Genomic DNA, 17,094 nt, shown 5'->3' with positions numbered 1-17,094 from the left:
GAAGCGCCATGGAGGCGTCTCATGGGCGTATGTACCGAACCACCACTCACTCACAGCGTGTTCACCCCCAGCACCCCCGCCGCTCCCAAGATCTGCCGTGACTTCGTGCGCAGTGTGCTCGCCGCGTCCGGGCTGGATCGTCTCGCCGACGTGGCCGTGCTCTGCACCTCGGAGCTGGTGACCAATGTGCATCAGCACGCGGTCGGGGACGTGATGCTCGTGGCCGCCGTCGAGCCCGCGTACGTACGGATCGAGGTGCACGACGACGGGCCGGGGCTCGCGCGGTTGCCCGCGCCGCGGCGGGTGGGGGGCGGGGACACGCATGGGCGGGGGCTGTTTCTCGTGTACGCGATGGCGGACTTGTGCGGGGTGACGGCCGCTGCCGTCGGCAGGGGGAAGGGGGTGTGGTTCCAGCTCAACGTCCCCGCGGGGTGAGGTCCGTGTCGGGGGCTTGCACCTCGACCCCCGGCGGCAGCCCGCTGAGGGGGCCCAGCGCGGGTTCGTGGCCGAGGAGGGACAGGACGGTGAGTTGTGGGCAGAGGCCCGCGATCAGGTCGGCGGCTCCCGGTGGGACTCGGCCCTGTTCGAGTCTGAGGGTTCGGACGGAGGGTAAGGCGAGGCCGGGCGGGAGGACGGCCAGGGCTTCCGTGGCGATACGGAGGTCGGACAAGTGTGGCAGCGCGCCTAGTTCCGTCCAGTCGGAAGTGGTCTGCGGGCTGCTGTCCGGGCCGAGTTGGAGTTCGGTGAGGCCGGGCCACCGTCGGCCGAGGCCGCACAGGCCGCCCGTTGGCCGGGTGGCGCGGCTGAGGTGCAGGCAGCGCAGCGGCGCTTCGCCCGGCAGGTCCTCCAGTCGCCAGGCGGTCTGCGCCGGGAGCGTCAGGTCGAGGACGCGGGATGACGGCGGGAGCCGTCGGATGCGGCTGCCGCGCGTCAGGTTGATGAGCCTCACGGCTGTCAGCGGCAGCGCTCCGAGGCCCGAGAGGTCGCACAACTCAGCGCACCCCTCGATCCTGATCGAGCACAGCTCCGTCTGACCGGCGAGGAAGGAGAGGTCGGTGAGGGCTGTGTTATCGCGGATTCTGATGTGAGTGAGGGTGGCGTCGTGGGCGTACGCGGTCAGCGCCTCGGGGGAGACGTCGCCGTGGACGCCCAGCATGGGGCGGGTGCCGAGGTTCCGTAGCGCGTGCAACTGTTCGTCCGACCGTACGGTGAAGTACAGACCGGCGGGCGGGAGGTGGGCTATGACCTCTTCGGCGTACCGCTCCGTCTCGAAAGCGTTCCAGGAGGCGATCAGTTGCGCATGGACCGTTTCCGACTCGTGCCGGGTGAACCGTGCCAGGAAGGGGATCGCGCGTTCGGAGCCCACATGGCGCGCGGTGAACACGATATTGCCGGCCGTCTCCTCGTCGAGGCCCTTCGGGCCGGGCAGCAGGTCGAGGACGATCGGGCCCGCCGAGGCCAGGGCGACGGCCTCGTCGTAGTCCTTCGGCGGGATGAGGGTGGCGGTGCGCCGCTCGACCTCCGCCCGTACGGCCGGGTCGAGCTCGGCAGCGTACTCAAGGCACGCCGCCGACAGGAGGTAGCTGCGGGCCTGGGCCAAAGTGTCCTTCGCCATGTCGCCCTGGGCCAGCAAGTCGCCGAGGAGTTCCGCGCGCTCGCGCGGCCTGGCGTGGGCCACCGCCATGCGGATGACGTCCTCCCACTGATCGTCCTCCGCGTTGCGGGCCAGTAGCCCGAAGTCCCCCTCTTCCACGAAGGCCCGCGCGCCGAGGTAGTCCTGGAAGGTCCGGTGGATGAAGTCCACCGACTCCGACGACGCCTCGCGGAGCAGCCCGCTGCGCTGGACGAAGTGCTTGAGGAGGGTGGCCGCGTCGCATTGGGCGGCGGCCTCGCGGACGGCGGGCAGCGCGTCCGCGATGATGGCCTCGGCGCGGGAGCGCGCCATCTCCGTGCGGCCGTTGCGGATGAGGTAGTAGGCGAGTTTCTGGAGAATCTGGATCTGCGGCTCCTCGCGCAGCTCGACCTCGGCGAGACCGCTCATGGAGCGCTCGCGGTCGCGGCGGGTCAGCAGCATCGACAGGGCCGCGTCGTACAGCTCCTTGCGCCCGCTGGGCAGGAAGCCGCGCCGGTCGCGGTGCAGGGCGCTGATCAGGCCGCACATGAGGGGGTTGGTGGCGAGTCGGCCCAGGTCCGGTTTGGCCGCGATGGCGTTGAGGAGCTGGGTCTCGTACGTATCGAGCCGCGTGCTCTCCTCGGCGCTCACCCCGACGCGGGCCGCCGTGTGCCAGCGCCGGACGAAGGCGGCGACCTCGGCCCGTCCCATGGGCGCGAGCGTCAGTTCGGTGAAGCCGTCGGAGGCCAGCCAGTCGTCCCGTACGGCGGAGGGGCGCGAGGTGATCAGCCAGCGGTTGCCGGGGTAGAGCTCGACGAGGTCGCGGAGCCAGGTGCGGGTGTGCCGCCGGTCGGCGTCCGGGACCTCGTCGACGCCGTCGATCAGCAGCAGCCCGCGCCCGGCGCGCAGCACGCGGTCGGCCCAGCCGTGGGGCTGCGCCCCGGCGAGCGGGGAGCCGGTCGCGGCGAGGAAGCGGTCGGGTGCGGGGGCGCGCTCGCCGTGGGTGGGGAGGGTGCGTAGTGGAAGGACGAACGGGATGCGGTCCTGTAGGTACGCCATGCGTTCGGCCAGGTCCTCGCCGCCGGCGGCGGAGACGGCCAGCCACTGGACCAGGGTGGTCTTGCCGGAACCGGCCACGCCGCGCAGCAATACGCGGTCGTGGTGGGTCAGCGCCTGGTCGGCCGGGAGCGGGGTGGCGGGTGGCGTGAGCGGACGGGCCGTCTCTTCCGGCCGCCAGTCCTCGTCTGCGCTGAGGGGCGCCACCCGCTCCGGCTCCCTCGCCTCCAAACTCAGATACGCCGTGTCCAGCGGCCACCGGTCCGGCGAATTGGTGAGGTCGATGCCGTAGATCGTGAGCTTGCCGTGCTTCCGCGCGATATGGGCGAGGTACCGGCGCTCGAAGCCGGCGTCCTCGTCCCCCGGGCGCGGGGTCCGGGCGATGAGGGCGTCCGTCTTGGCGATCAGCCCGGCTATCAGGCCGCTCTGCTCCACCAGGGTCCGGGCCACGAAGGTGGAGCGCTGGGTGAAGAAGTGCAGGATGTGCAGGCAGGCGGCCTCCAGGAGGCCGTCGTAGAGGTAGCGCGCGTCTGTGGAGAGGTACCGGGCCGGGGAGCCCGCCCGGTCGCGGAGCCGCCGGGCCAGTTCCGCGTGGCCGAGGCGGACGGCCTGGACGTCGTCCATGTCCAGGGAGCCCAGTGAGTAGAGGGCGCTGCCGAGAGCGCTGACGACTGCCTGGTGCTCATCCGGCGGCAGCGCGTCGTGCGGTCCGGCGGCTCGTACGGCCCGGTCTACCAGGTGCGACGCGAGTTTGAGCACGTCATCGCGGTCCAGCGTCCGTTTCTCGCCCCGGAAGGAGACCAGCGCTGAGACGCGGACGGGCCTGGCGACCAGGCCGGCGCCCGGGCCGTCGCACACGAACAGCTTCCTGATGAGCGGCGCGACGGCGCTGGACGCGAGCCGTGCGCCGATGCTTGCGGGATCCACTCGCCCGTACCCCCGGGTGGCCGTGTGGCGCTGTCTGCTGCCCGGCAGCGTACCGCTGCCCCCGGGCCACAGGTCCCGAAACGGACGGGCGGAAGTCCCGGGGGGAATTGGTTTGATCTTATGTGCCGGTGACATGCGGCACAGGGCTTCACCCGGGTACTAAACAGTTTAGGGGGAGTGCCTTGACTGGGTTCGGGACTTTCGGCCCGGGGCGGGCGGGGCTTTTACCGGGGAGGTTCGGGGGGCTTTTGGGCGAGCGTTCTTACGGGCAGGTCAGCGGAGGCCGGGCGCGTGGCCCACGGGGGTTTCGGGGGTGTTCGGGGCGGGGTTTTCGGGGGGTTGGCCGCGGGGGCGTGAAGAGGCGGAATTCCTTTTGGTTCGGTACGGCCGAGGATAGTAGATACCCCCCTTGGCGGCACGCCTTTGCCGGGTTACCAAGGTATGGCGCTCCGGTCCGCAGCCGGGGCTTATTCATTCCTGGCACCCCTGGAGGTTGTTCCGTATGCCGAAGCACACCCCGTTCCGTAGTCCGAAGAAGACCGACAAGTCCGTCCTCCGTACCCGCGCCGCTGTTCTGGCCGCCGGCCTCGGCGCCTCGGCCGCGCTCGGTTCCGGTGTCGCGCTGGCCGCGGACTCCGGGCAGGGCAGCCTGCTGGAGCTCGGTTCGGTGGCGTCGCTCGACCACGCGATCAAGGCCCAGGCCAGCAACCAGAAGAAGGCCGCCGACCAGGAGAAGAAGGACGCCGCGCAGCACAAGAAGGACGCCGCGAAGAAGGCTTCCTCCTGGGTGAAGCCGGTGGGCTCCTACAAGATGGGCGAGCCGTTCGGCATCGCCGGCAGCCACTGGTCGCACAACCACAGCGGGCAGGACCTCGTGGTCAACACCGGCACGCCGGTGAAGTCCGTGCACGGCGGTACGGTCGTGAAGGCCGGCCCGAACGGCGGCGGCGACGGTCCCGCGTACGGCAATGCCATTGTCGTCAAGCACGACGACAACACGTACTCGCAGTACGCGCACCTTTCGAAGATCGGCGTGCACGTCGGCCAGTCCGTGAAGACCGGCCAGGAGATCGGCCTCTCCGGTTCCACCGGTAATTCGACCGGCCCGCACCTGCACTTCGAGATCCGCACCACGCCGAACTACGGCACCGCGGTGGAGCCGCTCCACTTCATGAGCGCCCACGGCGACAAGCTCTGAGCGGATTCAGCCGGCCCTGAGCGGATTCAGCCGACACGGCGATCACGGTCGGCCGCTCAGGCTTATAGGCTCAGGCTTATACGCCAAGTTCATACAGTGAATGACCCCAGGGTATTTCGCGTGACCCCGGTCGAGTGGGCTCCGTAGCCGAGTCCGCTCACCGGCCCGGATTTCACGTGTGAGATCCGTGGGCTTGGGTCACGAGATCGATGGCGACTTCCAGGACAGCCTTGCGCTTTTCCTCGGGGTCGCCTTCGATGTTGTTGAGGGCGAACATTCCGGCGTGCACGCTGAACAGCGCGACCACGCAGCGGGCCTGGTCCACGAGTGGGGCCGTGGGGTCCTGGAGCAGTTCGATCATGGAGTGCATGCGCTTCTTGAAGTGCTCGCCGATGCTCAGCTCGCGCACCGTCGCCTGGTTCTCCTGCATGAAGCGGAAGAGGGGGGCGGCGTCGGTGAGGGACGTGCTGTAGCGGCGCAGCAGCTCCGTCGCGGTCTCCAGGGTGTGGGGTTGGCTCTCGGCCCAGGAGATCAGCTCGTCCAGCGGCCGTCCGAGGTCTTCGAAGATGGAGACGAGGATGTCTTCCTTCGTCTTGAAGTGGTAATAGAGCGCCGCCTTCGTCACGTCCAGCGCTTCGGCGATCTCGCGGAGTGACGTCTTCTCGTAGCCCTGCTCGACGAAGAGTCCGAGAGCGACGTCCTGGATGCGCTGGCGCGTGTCGCCCCGGCGCGTGTGCGGTGTGCCCATGGGTGCTCTCCTGCGTTCGTCTGGGTGTGGGGCCCATTGAAACTTACTTGACGACCGGCTAGTGGACGTCTACCTTACTGAGTGTACCCATCTAGCCGGTCGGCAAGTAAGTTGCTGGTCGGCTCTCTTGCCGCCCCAGGGGGAGCAAAAAGTATGTCAAGCGCCCGTTCCCGACACGAGGCCCCACCAGCGGACCAGCCGGACGGTCAGGCAAAGAATCGGCAACCGCGCAGTGTGCGCGTCGTCCTCATGGCCCTCATGATCGCCATGCTGCTGGCCATGCTGGACAACATGATCGTGGGCACCGCGATGCCCACGATCGTGGGAGAGCTCGGCGGCCTCAGCCACCTCTCCTGGGTGGTCACCGCCTATACGCTCGCCACCGCCGCGTCCACCCCGATCTGGGGAAAGCTCGGCGACATGTACGGGCGCAAGGGCATCTTCCTCACCTCGATCGTGGTATTCCTCATCGGCTCGGCGCTGTCGGGCATGTCGCAGTCGATGGACCAGCTCATCGCCTTCCGCGCCGTCCAGGGCCTGGGCGCCGGCGGTCTGATGGTCGGCGTGATGGCGATCATCGGCGACCTGATCCCGCCCCGTGAGCGCGGCAAGTACCAGGGCATGATGGCCGGCGTGATGGCCGTCGCCATGATCGGCGGTCCGCTGGTCGGCGGCACCCTCACCGACCACCTCGGCTGGCGCTGGTCCTTCTACATCAACCTGCCGCTCGGCGCGATCGCCCTGGCCATGGTCACGGCCGTACTGCACCTGCCGAAGAAGCGGGCCGAGGGCCGTATCGACTACGTGGGCGCGGCGCTGCTGACCATCGGCATCGTCTCACTCGTGCTGATCACCACCTGGGGCGGCACGGAGTACGCGTGGGGCTCCGGCCGCATCATCGGGCTGGGCGCGCTCGGCGTCGTCTCCCTCGTCGCGTTCGTCTTCGTGGAGCGCAAGGTCAGCGCGCCGATACTGCCGCTGCACATCTTCCGCAACCGCAACTTCTCGCTCGTCACCGTGATCGGCTTCCTGGTCGGCTTCGTGATGTTCGGATCCACCACCTTCCTGCCGCTCTACCAGCAGACCGTCCAGGGCGCCTCGGCCACCAACTCCGGCCTGCTGCTGCTGCCGATGCTGCTGGCGATGATGGCCGTCTCGCTGATCGCGGGCCGCGTCACCACGAACACCGGCAAGTACAAGATGTTCCCCGTCATGGGCGGCGCGCTCATCACCGTCGGCCTGTTCCTGCTGGCCCAGATGGACACCGGCACCTCGCGCTTCACCTCGGGCGTCTACATGGCGGTGCTCGGCGCCGGCATGGGCTTCCTGATGCAGATGACCATGCTCATCGCGCAGAACAGCGTCGAGATGAAGGACATGGGCGTCGGCTCGTCCTCGGCCACCCTCTTCCGTACGATCGGCGGCTCCTTCGGCGTCGCGATCTTCGGCGCGATCTTCACCAACCAGGTGACGGACACGATGACCGCCCGCCTCGGCGACAAGGGCGGCTCGGTGGTCTCCGGCGGGGCGCAGATGGACCCGAAGAGCCTCGCCAAGCTGCCGGCCATGGTCAAGGACGCGTACATGCACGCCGTCTCCAGCGGCACGCACCACGTGTTCCTGTGGGGCGCGGGGATCAGCATCATCGGCTTCATCTGCGCCTGGTTCATAAAGGAGATCCCGCTCCGCGGCTCGGAGCCGAAGTCGGAGGGCTCGACGCCGGACACCGGCTCGGCCGCCGAGGCCACCTCGGCCGAGAAGGCCGCGGTCAGCGGCGCCTGACGCCGCCGGGCCCTACCCGCGCCGCGGGTCGCCCCCATAAACCGCCGCACCCGTTCCCCGCCCGCCCCCTGGGTCGGGGGACGGGTGCGGCTATGTGTGTGCCGAGGGGCTCAGCCTCGCGCCCGGCGGTGGGCCGCCACGCGTTCGCGGGTCGCGCACCGCCGCGAACAGTAGCGACGGGCGGGGCCGCTGTTGAGCGTGACGAAGACGGCGCGGCAGCTCGGCGACGCGCAGACGCCGCCCGGCGGGCACTGGCGGTCCCAGACGAGAACGGTCAGGGCCAGACAGGACGAGGCGAGGAGCCATTCGCCCCAGGGCGCGTCGTCGTGGCTGTCCAGGTGGGGGTGCCAGGGCGAGCCGTCGCTGTGCGAAGTGAGGCGGAGGGTGCCGGTGGTGCGCTGGAGGAGGGCGTTCAGTACGGCCGCGGCGGCCCCCGCGCTCCCGGCGGCGAACACCTCCCGCAGCGCGTCGGCCGCCTCCCGCATCTCCGCGATGTCCTCGGCGGAGATCGCCAGGGGGTCGGGCTCGCCGTACGCGCGCAGTACGTCGGCCACGGCGAGTGCGTCGGCTGTGGCGCCTGCCGTGGTGCTCGTGGCGTACGGGCTGCTCGTGGCCTCCGCGGCCTCTGTGGCTTCCGTGGCGGCAGGGGCTTCGGCGGTCCGGGCTCCGGCCTGGGCTTCGGGGGCGGACAGGGCGTTGATGAGGGCCGCGGTCCGCCGGGCGGTGTTCTGGACCGAGAGCCGGGCGGACCACGCGCTGTTCGACGTCAGCATCAGGCGAATGTACCGCTGCGACGATCGCTGAAACGCTCGTTGTAACGCTCCTGGTCAACATTTGCGTTACGTACGTAACGTTCCGCGCATGAGAAAGCGTTACGCGACCGTCTCGTACGTGCTCGGCGCGGCGACCGCCCGTACCGGCGACGAGATGTCGGGGCCCGCCCTGCTGCTGGCCGGGCTCGCGGTGACCGGATCGGCGGCTTCCGGGTCCGCTCTGCTGGCGGCCCTGACGGTCTCGGCCGCGGTCGGCGGCCCGCTCTTCGGGGTGCTCCTCGACCGGTCCGCGCGCCCCGGCCGGCTGCTGGCCGGAGCGCTCGCGGGCTACGCCGCCGGGCTGGCCGCCGTCCTCGTCAGCCTCGGCCGCGCCCCCTTCGCCTGCTCCGTGGCGCTGGCGGTGCTCACGGGGCTGCTGGGGCCGGCCCTGGCCGGCGGCTGGACCTCGCAGTTGCCGCGCGTCGCGGCGCCCGAGGCGCTGCCGCGGGTGACGGCCTTCGACGCGATGACGTTCAACGTCGCGAGCCTGGCCGGGCCTGCCCTGGCCGGCCTCCTCGCCGGGGTGGCCGGGGCCCCCGCCGGGGCGGCGGCCGCCATCGCGTTCATCGTCCTCGCCCTGCCCTCGGCGTGGACCCTGCCGCCGGTGCGCCGTCCCGCGCCCGCCACGTCGGCGGCCTCGGTGCTCGCGGGCCTCGCGGCGGGCTTCCGGGCCGTCGTACGGACGCGGCCCCTGGCCCGGGCGACCTCGGCCTCCGTGGTCTCCTGTGTCGGTGAGGGCATGCTCGTGGCGTGCTGTCCGCTGCTCGGGGCGCAGGCGCTCGGCGGCGCCGGGCGGGGCGCGCTGCTGCTCTCCGTCGTCGCCGCCTCCGCCCTCGCGGCGAACGCGACGCTCTCCCGTTTTCCCCGGCTGCTGAGCCCGGACACCGTCCTGTGGTGCAGCCCGCTCGTCCTCGCCGGCGCGCTGTCGCTGGCGGCGACGGTCCGGACCGCGCCGTTCGTCGTCGCCGCCATGGTGCTCGCGGGCATCGGCGAGGGGCCGCAGCTCACCGCCCTCTTCGCGGTACGGCACCGGGAGGCGCCCGAGGGGCTTCGCGGCCAGATCTTCACCACGGGCGCCAGCCTGAAGATCACCGCGTTCGCGGTCGGCGCCGGGCTCGCCGGGCCGCTCGCCGCCCGGTCCCTGCCGGGCGCGCTCGTGACGGCCGCCGGGTTCGAGGTGCTGGCCGCGCTGGTCTTCGCCGCGGTCGGCGCCGTTCGCCGGGCGGGCGCGGCTGCCGCCGTTCCTTCCCCTCGCGCCGCCGGCCGCTCCCGCCGCCGGCCCTCGTAGCGAGCTGGGAAACGGGACCCTCTCAGGGGCGTTTCCGCAGCTCACAGCAGATTGTCAGACCCCCCTGCCAGTATCTGGGGCAGCAAGACAGGCAAGGCAGCACGGCAGCAAGACAGGCAAGGCAGCGACAGCCGACTGTGGACGGGCGGCCGACCGTCCACGCGGTTCTCAGGAAGCGTGCTGTACCCGTCCCTGCCTACGGTGGGGGGACGGACCTCATCCTTAGGAGCGCGTCATGATCAAGGGTCTCGCCATCGGCACCGTCTGGGTGCTCGATCAGGAACGGGCCAAGGAGTTCTACACCGAGAAGCTCGGCTTCGAGGTTCGTATGGACATGACCATCGGCGGCGACGACGGCATGCGCTGGCTGACGGTCGGCTCCAAGAACCAGCCGGACCTCGAACTGTCGCTGTCGCTGCCCGGCAAGTCCGGGCTGGACGAGGAATCCGCCGAGATGGTCAAGAAGCTGGTGGCCAAGGGCGTCCTGGGCCCCGGCGTGCTGACCACCGACGACGTCCAGGGTGACTATGAAGCGCTCAAGGCGCGGGGCGTCGAGTTCATCCAGGAGCCGCAGGAGCGGCCGTACGGCACCGAGGCGCTGTTCCGCGACGACTCGGGCAACTGGTTCGCGCTCACGCAGCAGAGCGACAAGATGGACATGAGCAAGGGCTGGGGTGAGTGCGCCGAGTAGGCGGACAAGGGTTCGGTCCAAGTCCCGGCCCGGGTCCCGCTTCGGTCCGGGGTCCGGCTCAGTCCGGGACCTGGATGACCGGGAAGCTGCCCGTGCTGGTGGGGGCGGACTCCGGCAGCCACAGCACGGCCACGGCGCCGGTGCCGCCCTCGGCGACCGGGTCCGCGTTGCGGAAGGTCAGCCGTGCGCCGAGCACCCTGGCCTGGCCGGCCGCGATGGTCAGGCCCAGGCCGTGGCCCTTGCCCGCGCGGTCCTTGCTGCCCGTACGGAAGCGGCTCGGGCCCTCCCGGAGCAGTTCCTCCGGGAACCCCGGTCCGTGATCGCGGACCCGCAGCACCCGGCCCTCGACCGTGACCTCGAACGGCCCCTTGCCGTGCTTGGCGGCGTTGGCGAGGAGGTTGCCGAGGATGCGTTCGAGGCGGCGCGGGTCGGTGGAGACGTAGGCGTCCCGGATGACCCGGCAGTGGGCGTCCGGGGCGACCACCCGGACCCGGCGCATCACGAACTCGCCGAGCTCGACGTCCTGCATCTCGGCCCGCTCCGCGAAGCCGTCCAGCCGCGCCACCTCCAGCACGTCCTCGACGAGCGTGCGCATCGCCTGCGCCCGGTTCCGTACGAGTTCGGTGGGGCGGCCGGGCGGCAGCAGTTCGGCGGCGGTGAGCAGGCCGGTGACGGGGGTGCGCAGCTCGTGCGCGATGTCGGCGGTGACGCGCCGCTCGGCCTCCAGCCGGTCCTGGAGCGCCTCGGCCATGCCGTCCACGGCGCGGGCGAGGTCGTCCGTCTCGTCGCGCACCCGGCCGCCGATGGAGTCGCCGACGCGTACGTCCGACTCGCCCTCGGCGAGGTTGCGGGCGGCGACGGCCGCCTTGCGCAGCCGCCGGGAGAGCTGGCCGCCGATGAGGATGCCGAGCGCGGAACCGCCGAGCACCACCGAGATCGACCCGATGACCAGCGCCTTGTCCAGCTCGTCGAGGATCGCGAAACGGTCCTGGAACCGGGTGTGGACGGAGAGGATCTTGCCGTCCCGCAGCGGCACGGAGGCCCAGACCTCCGGTGCGCCGCCCGAGTCCTGGAGGTAGGTGGCGCGCAGCCCGAGGGCGGCGGCCTCCCGGAGCTGCTGCGGCAGCGCCGGGTCGTCGATCTTGGTGCGGAACAGCAGCCGGTGCGTGGAGTCGTAGATGCGCTGGGCGTCCTGGACCCGCTGGTCCATCACGTCGCGGCTGTTGTCGAGCATCGCGACGCGCGCGGCGTTGTGCACGACGAGGCTCAGCGCGACGGCGACGAGCGCGCCCACCCCGGCGATGGCGAGGCTGACCTTCCAGCGCAGCCCGGTGCGCAGGGAGAGTTTCACCGTGCCGCCCTGCTCGGTGTCGTGCCCCGGGCCGGGGTCGTGGCCCGGGCTGGTGTCGTGCCCCGGGCCGGTGTCGTGGCCCGCGTGCGGCCCCGGCGCGCGGGGGAGGCGACGGTCGCGCCGGGCCCGAGGTCGATGCCGGGCCCGAGGGAGACGGCGGGCGCGGGGGAGATGACGGGCCCGAGGGAGAGGGCGGGCGCGGGGGCGGTGAAGGGTGCTGGGGGGCGCTCCCCTGGGGTCTGCGGCACCATGAGGAGAGGCTAGCCCCGAAGTTTGTAGCCGAAGCCGCGGACGGTTTCGATGCGGTCCTGGCCGATCTTGCCGCGCAGCCGCTGCACATGGACGTCGACGACGCGGGTGTCGCCGCCCCAGCCGTAGTCCCAGACCCGCTCCAGCAGCCGGTCGCGGGAGAGCACGGTGCCGGGCGCGGCCGAGAATTCGAGCAGCAGCCGCATCTCGGTCGGGGTCAGCGCGACGGACCGGCCTCCTTTGCGCACCTCCATCCCCTCGGTGTCGACCTCCAGGTCGCCGAAGGTCAGCACGCTGCCCTCCAGCGGCTCGTCGTCGGCGGCGGACGCGCCGCCGCCCGGCCCGCTGGCGTGGCCGAAGCGGCGCAGCACGGCGCGGATGCGGGCGACGAGCACGGCGCCGTCGAAGGGCTTGGTGACGTAGTCGTCGGCGCCGGCCTCCAGGCCGAGCACCACGTCGATGGAGTCGGCGCGCGCCGACAGCATGATCACGGGGACGGTCGACTCGTCGCGGATGCGGCGGCACAGGCTGACGCCGTCCAGCCCCGGCACCATCACGTCGAGCAGTGCGATGTCCGGCTGGTCGGCGCGGAACTTCTCCAGCCCGGTCAGCCCGTCCGGCACGGCGGTCACCTCGAAGCCGTCGCGCTCCAGGGCGAGCTGGGTGGCCTCGCGGATGACGTCGTCATCCTCGACGAAAAGCACATGTGTATCGGCCACCGCTGCTCTAGCCCTCCGTTCCCGCGCTGGGGAGGTCGTCCTTGTCATCGCCGTTGACGGCCTTGCTGTAGTCGGTGTGCGTGCGCCCCGTCTCCTGGAACTTGTCCTTCTTCCAGTGGTACGTGATCACGTCCTCGCCCGACGGACAGCACATGGCGTCCCCTGAAGCGTAGATCTGCCGGGTCACCCGCAGGTCACGGCGGTCCACGTCGGCGTAGACGGGCGACTGCTCGGCCGAGAACACGTTCTCGTACGAGTCCAGGGGCGAGGCCGAGGCCGAGGCGGTTTCCGAGCCGGAATCCTTACCCGAGCCGGCACTCGCGGTGTCCTCCTTGGGCTGGTACACGTAAGCACCCACGCCGAAGGAGTCGCCGCAGGTCAGGACGTTCACCACGATGTCGGTCCGGGCGGAGTCGGTGAGCTGCGCGTACGAGACGTCGACCGGGTACTGGTTCTTCGCGCACGGCTTCAGGTTCCACTTGACCTGCGGGCTGACCTTCGGGTCGTCCTTGATCAACGCGACGGCGTCGACCTTCTCCTGGGAAGGAGAGGCCGACGCCGAAGGTGTCCGCTTCGCTTTGGCCGCGCTCTCGCTCCGCGCGGGTCCTTCTTTCCGTACGCCCTCGCCGCTCGCGTTGCATCCGGACAGCACGAGGCAGGCGGCGGCGGCCATCGAGGCCACCGTGCCGCCCGTCATCAGTGCTGGCTTGGGAGGAGCCGGCTTTCTCAGGCCGCGCACCGTTCCTGCCCCCGCTCGCCTCGTTCCAGAGCGTGGAAGTCCAGGTCGCGGCTCTCCAGTTCCTGACGCAGACGGGCCAGGGCCCGGTGCAGCGTGCTCTTGACCGTGCCGGTCGACATGCCGAGCGCCTCCGCCGTCTCCTCAGTGCTCATCTGCTCCCAGTGTCGCAGCACGACGACGCTGCGCTGCTTGGGGGCGAGGACCCCGAGGATGTCCATCAGCAGTGCGCGGTCGGCGTGTTGCTCGGTGCCGTCCTCGACGCGGGCGTCGGGGAGCTGCTCGGTCGGCACCTCGTCGAGCTTACGGGCGCGCCACCACTCCGTGCGAGTGTTGATCATGACACGGCGGAGATATGCGTCGGCCAGCGACTTGTCGGCTATGCCGTCCCAGCGGCCGTACGTGCGCACCAGCGCGGTCTGGAGGAGGTCCTGAGCGTCGATCGGGTCCGGAACCAGTCGGCGGGCGCTGCGCAACAGCGCGTCCTGCCGGTTGCGGACGTACTCCTCGAAATCCAGAACCTTGCCGCTGCCAGCCATCCGAGCAGCCTCCATTCCGCTTGCGTTCCCCGCGTCACGCTGGTGGTCGTCCAGCACGTAGAGGACGCTACGGAGGTGCTGTTGCGACGCGATGTGCGATAGCCCTTCGACGCGTGCACAGATGTCCATAGGTTGTGTAACAGGGGGAACGAACCGGACATTATGCCCGTCCGGATGGCGGACGGTGACGGCTCGGTGACGGCTTTCCGGTGCGGTTATGCGGGCGAAAGGCCCCTGTAACAGGGGCAGTTGGAGGCTGTGCGGCGGTTGCGGCGTTTGTTGTTACGGCAGCCGTCATGACCGTTACGTCTGCCGGTCGCCGTCACGTCAGCGGCAGCCGGTACGCGCCGTCGGCGAGCGGTTCCACGAGCCCGTCCGCGACGAGCCCGTCGAGCGCGCGCGCCCGCTGCACGGGCTCGTCCCACACCCCGTCCAGCACCGCCTGCTCCACCGGCCCGACCGCCTCGCGCAGGACGGCCAGCAGCTTGCCCCGCACCTGGCGGTCCGTACCGGCGTACGTCTGACCGCGCCGCGCCGGGCCGTCGTGCGCCGGCGACCCCGCCGCCAGCCACGCGCACCGCGCGGCGATCGGGCAGCGGCCGCAGGCGGGGCTGCGGGCCGTGCAGACCAGCGCGCCCAGCTCCATGGTCGCGGCGGCCCAGCCGGCGGCGGTCGCCTCGTCCTCGGGCAGCAGGGCGCGGGCGAGCTTGCGCTCGGCGGCGGTGGTGGCGTTCGGCGGGTACTGCACCCCGGTCACGGCGCGCGCGAAGACCCGGCGCACATTGGTGTCGAGGACCGGGTGCCGCTGCCCGTACGCGAAGGAGGCCACGGCGGAGGCCGTGTACTCGCCGACGCCGGGCAGCGCGAGCAGCTTGGCGTGATCGTCCGGTACGTCCCCGCCGTGCCGTTCCGCTATCGCCGCCGCCGCGCCGTGCAGCCGCAGCGCGCGGCGCGGGTAGCCGAGCCGGCCCCAGGCGCGTACGGCCTCGCCGGGCGGCTCGGCGGCCAGGTCGGCGGGGCGCGGCCAGCGCGCCAGCCACTGCTCGTACACCGGCAGCACCCGGCTGACGGGCGTCTGCTGGAGCATGAACTCGCTGACCATCACGGCCCACGGGCCCGCGTCGGGGCGGCGCCAGGGCAGGTCGCGCGCGTTCTTGTCGAACCAGTCGATGACGGCGGCGTGCAGGGCCGCGGGGGGCGGGGACGCGGGGGCGGCGGCCGGCGTCCGGGGCGTGGCGGGGGTGGCGGGAGTCGTAGTCATGGCCCATCGATCCTGGCACGGTCGGGCGGAAGGGTGCGTGACGCCATGCGCGCTCCGCGCCGGTCGTAGCGCTACGTCGTCCCGTTTCCGTCCCCGTTCCCGTCCCCGCCGACGGCGTCTCCTGGGGCTTCGGCGGGGGCGGGTGGGCGGGTGGTCAAATGTCACGATGACCGACATCGATGCCATTCTGCGGACGCTCGACGGGCTCACCACGATGACGCTCGCGTACGCGGACGAGGACGGGCCGCAGGCCTGCGCCGTTCTGTACGCGCGCGGCGGCGACGCCGAGGCGCCCGTCCTCTACTTCGTCACCTCGACCGCCACCCGGCACGGCCGGGCCCTCGACGCGCCCGGCGCCCGCGCCGCCTTCACCGCGCAGCGCGACGGTCAGGAGTGGACGGAGCTGACAGGCGTGCAGGGCCGGGGCGGCTGCCGCCGGCTGGCGGGTGCGGAACGGGCGGACGCCTGGCGTACGTACACCGAACGCTTCCCCTTCACCGTCGCCTCCGACCGGCTGCGGGCGGCCATGGACGCCACGGACCTGTGGGAACTGCGGCCCGACTGGCTCAGGTTGATCGACAACGCGCAGGGGTTCGGGCACAAGCTGGAGTGGTCCGCGTCACGTTGACGGCGGCCCGGACCCGTACGCCCCCACCGCGCGTAACGGCTGGCGGCCCACCCACGGGGTCGGCGTGTCGCGGACCGGACGGCCCATCTGTCGTCTGTATGCACGCCTTCCAGGCGGCTTCCAGGCAGATGATGAGAAAAGTACGGGGCCCCACGGCGGGTATTGGCTGGTGCCGTGGCGGATCTCTCGTAGAGTCTTTCGCGTGGGATCTCTGCGCAATCCGATCGGGCCGCTTCCCTCCTCCATCTACTGGCGGCGGAGGTCAGTTGCGCTGGCCCTGATCGCGCTGCTGGTGCTTCTGGTGGTGTGGGCCGTCAATCTGGGCGGCGGCGGCAGCGGCAGCGCCGGCAAGAACGACCAGGGCAAGGGGTCGAGCGGCAAGGACTCCGGGCCCACCAACACCATCACGCCGGGGCCGACCCCGTCCGGCACGCACTACGGCCAACGGCCGGGCGGTCGCGACGAGTCCGGTGACGGTGGCGGAAGCGGTGGTTCTGGTTCCGGTTCTGGCGGCAACGGCGGCGGTGGCGGCGGCGGTACGGGCTCGGGCGGCGCCGCGGGCGCCGGGGTGCTCGGAGCCGGTGACGGGAAGGCCGTACCGGCCGGGTCGAGCCTCCCGGAGTGCAGCACCTCGGCGGTACACCTGACGGTGCGCAGCGTGAAGAACACCTACGCCCCGGACGAGAAGCCGAAGTTCGAGGTCATCGCCAAGAACACGGGCAGCGACGCCTGCAAGGTCGACTTCGGCTCGAAGTCCGCCGTCCTGAAGATCGCCCCGACCAAGGAGCCCGACAAGCCGGTGTGGTCCTCCGGCGACTGCCCCAAGGGCGACAGCCCGGCCCCGATCGAGGTCGCGGCCGACAGCGAGACCAAGCGCACCGTGGAATGGGACCGCAAGCCGAGCGCCGCCAATTGCGCTACGCCGGCGGCGGATTCCGTCAAGGCCGGTACGTACCTGGTCGAGGCGGAGGTTTCGGGGCTGGGGAAGACGGAGGGGTCCTTCGTCCTCTCCGAGGACTAGGGCGTTCCACTGGGGTTCGGTGGGGACGGCGCTGCGCCCCCCTCCGGGCGGGTGGGGTGAGGTTGGCTGGCGGCTGCCGGTTCGTCGTGGCTTGGCGCGCCGTTCCCCGCGCCCCTGGGGGTGGGTGGTGGCGGTCGGGAGTTGGCTGCGGGTGCGTCTCGGCTTGGCGCGCCGTTCCTCGCGCCCCTGAGGTGCCTTGCGGCGCCGGATGTTGGCTGCGGGTGCGTTTCGGCTGATCGCGCAGTTCCCCGCGCCCCTTGGGGGGTGCCTCGTGGTGTTGGTTGTTGGGCGCGCGTGCGTCGTGGCTTGTCGCGCAGTTCCCCGCGCCCCTGGGGGTGGGTGGTGGCGGTCGGGAGTTGGCTGCGGGTGCGTTTCGGCTTGTCGCGCCGTTCCCCGCGCCCCTTGAGGGTGGGGCGGTCGGGGTTTGGCCGCAGGTGTGTTGTGGCTGGGCGCGCGGTTCCTCGCGCCCCCGGGGG

The 17,094-nt window shown here is 71.3% G+C and carries 16 protein-coding genes; 7 read left to right on the top strand and 9 right to left on the bottom strand.

Going from position 1 to position 17,094, the window contains the following annotated elements; all coding sequences use genetic code 11:
- Positions 1 to 57: 57 nt before the first annotated feature.
- Entirely contained in the window at positions 58 to 435 is a 378-nt protein-coding gene (locus tag IF55_RS11400) for an ATP-binding protein (RefSeq protein ID WP_245661157.1), read from the top strand.
- Here IF55_RS11400 and IF55_RS11395 read toward each other — a convergent pair.
- Positions 416 to 3,595, bottom strand: coding sequence for an NACHT domain-containing protein (locus tag IF55_RS11395; protein WP_051776145.1), 3,180 nt, complete (start codon positions 3,593 to 3,595; stop codon positions 416 to 418). The two genes, IF55_RS11400 and IF55_RS11395, sit on opposite strands and share 20 nt — an antisense overlap.
- A 502-nt stretch (positions 3,596 to 4,097) precedes the next feature.
- On the opposite strand from IF55_RS11395, the gene IF55_RS11390 reads away from it, so the two are divergent.
- A complete protein-coding gene (locus IF55_RS11390) occupies positions 4,098 to 4,793 on the top strand; it encodes a M23 family metallopeptidase (RefSeq protein WP_030880411.1) in 696 nt (231 codons plus the stop codon).
- A gap of 172 nt (positions 4,794 to 4,965) precedes the next feature.
- Here the strand turns inward: IF55_RS11390 and IF55_RS11385 are convergent, their stop codons facing one another.
- Positions 4,966 to 5,541: a TetR/AcrR family transcriptional regulator gene (locus IF55_RS11385; RefSeq protein ID WP_030880410.1), complete on the bottom strand. Its 576-nt coding sequence runs from the start codon at positions 5,539 to 5,541 to the stop codon at positions 4,966 to 4,968.
- Positions 5,542 to 5,790: 249 nt separating this feature from the next.
- Here IF55_RS11385 and IF55_RS11380 point away from each other — a divergent pair, with 249 nt between their 5' ends.
- Positions 5,791 to 7,323 carry an MDR family MFS transporter gene (locus IF55_RS11380; RefSeq protein ID WP_398243664.1) on the top strand — a complete coding sequence of 511 codons (1,533 nt, stop codon included), beginning with the start codon at positions 5,791 to 5,793 and terminating at the stop codon, positions 7,321 to 7,323.
- Positions 7,324 to 7,433: 110 nt separating this feature from the next.
- Here the strand turns inward: IF55_RS11380 and IF55_RS11375 are convergent, their stop codons facing one another.
- Positions 7,434 to 8,096 (bottom strand): CGNR zinc finger domain-containing protein, encoded by a 663-nt coding sequence (locus IF55_RS11375; RefSeq protein ID WP_030880405.1) that lies wholly within the window; start codon positions 8,094 to 8,096, stop codon positions 7,434 to 7,436.
- 88 nt (positions 8,097 to 8,184) lie between these two features.
- On the opposite strand from IF55_RS11375, the gene IF55_RS11370 reads away from it, so the two are divergent.
- Together IF55_RS11370 and IF55_RS11365 are read left to right on the top strand one after the other, a co-directional pair.
- Positions 8,185 to 9,423 (top strand): MFS transporter, encoded by a 1,239-nt coding sequence (locus tag IF55_RS11370; protein ID WP_048831870.1) that lies wholly within the window; start codon positions 8,185 to 8,187, stop codon positions 9,421 to 9,423.
- Between the two features lie 235 nt (positions 9,424 to 9,658).
- The gene (locus IF55_RS11365; protein ID WP_030880400.1) at positions 9,659 to 10,114 is read left to right on the top strand and encodes a VOC family protein; all 456 of its coding nucleotides are present in this window, start codon (positions 9,659 to 9,661) and stop codon (positions 10,112 to 10,114) included.
- 58 nt (positions 10,115 to 10,172) lie between these two features.
- Here the strand turns inward: IF55_RS11365 and cseC are convergent, their stop codons facing one another.
- The 6 genes from cseC to IF55_RS11335 all read right to left on the bottom strand — a co-directional run bounded on the left by cseC (position 10,173) and on the right by IF55_RS11335 (position 14,969).
- Positions 10,173 to 11,465, bottom strand: a complete 1,293-nt coding sequence (gene cseC / locus IF55_RS11360) for a two-component system sensor histidine kinase CseC (protein ID WP_030880397.1) — start codon at positions 11,463 to 11,465, stop codon at positions 10,173 to 10,175.
- Positions 11,462 to 11,716, bottom strand: coding sequence for a hypothetical protein (locus IF55_RS39300; RefSeq protein ID WP_157854321.1), 255 nt, complete (start codon positions 11,714 to 11,716; stop codon positions 11,462 to 11,464). Before IF55_RS39300 ends, cseC begins: the two co-directional genes overlap by 4 nt.
- A gap of 9 nt (positions 11,717 to 11,725) precedes the next feature.
- Complete coding sequence (gene cseB / locus IF55_RS11350) at positions 11,726 to 12,433, bottom strand: two-component system response regulator CseB (protein ID WP_030880392.1); 708 nt, start codon at positions 12,431 to 12,433, stop codon at positions 11,726 to 11,728.
- 7 nt (positions 12,434 to 12,440) lie between these two features.
- Positions 12,441 to 13,130, bottom strand: a complete 690-nt coding sequence (locus IF55_RS11345; protein ID WP_037964058.1) for a hypothetical protein — start codon at positions 13,128 to 13,130, stop codon at positions 12,441 to 12,443.
- 29 nt (positions 13,131 to 13,159) lie between these two features.
- A complete protein-coding gene (locus IF55_RS11340; RefSeq protein ID WP_030880386.1) occupies positions 13,160 to 13,708 on the bottom strand; it encodes a SigE family RNA polymerase sigma factor in 549 nt (182 codons plus the stop codon).
- A gap of 322 nt (positions 13,709 to 14,030) precedes the next feature.
- Positions 14,031 to 14,969 (bottom strand): HhH-GPD family protein, encoded by a 939-nt coding sequence (locus tag IF55_RS11335; protein ID WP_030880382.1) that lies wholly within the window; start codon positions 14,967 to 14,969, stop codon positions 14,031 to 14,033.
- A 166-nt stretch (positions 14,970 to 15,135) separates the two neighbouring features.
- Between IF55_RS11335 and IF55_RS11330 the strand changes: the two genes are divergently transcribed.
- Both IF55_RS11330 and IF55_RS39295 read left to right on the top strand, forming a co-directional pair.
- Positions 15,136 to 15,597, top strand: a complete 462-nt coding sequence (locus tag IF55_RS11330; protein WP_030880379.1) for a pyridoxamine 5'-phosphate oxidase family protein — start codon at positions 15,136 to 15,138, stop codon at positions 15,595 to 15,597.
- A gap of 202 nt (positions 15,598 to 15,799) precedes the next feature.
- Entirely contained in the window at positions 15,800 to 16,618 is an 819-nt protein-coding gene (locus IF55_RS39295) for a hypothetical protein (RefSeq protein ID WP_030880377.1), read from the top strand.
- Positions 16,619 to 17,094 lie beyond the last annotated feature (476 nt).

The sequence above is a fragment of the Streptomyces varsoviensis genome, from assembly GCF_000718635.1.
Lineage (GTDB): Bacteria > Actinomycetota > Actinomycetes > Streptomycetales > Streptomycetaceae > Streptomyces > Streptomyces varsoviensis.
Note: the sequence above shows the minus strand (reverse complement) of the source record. Positions and strands in the feature narration are given on the sequence as shown.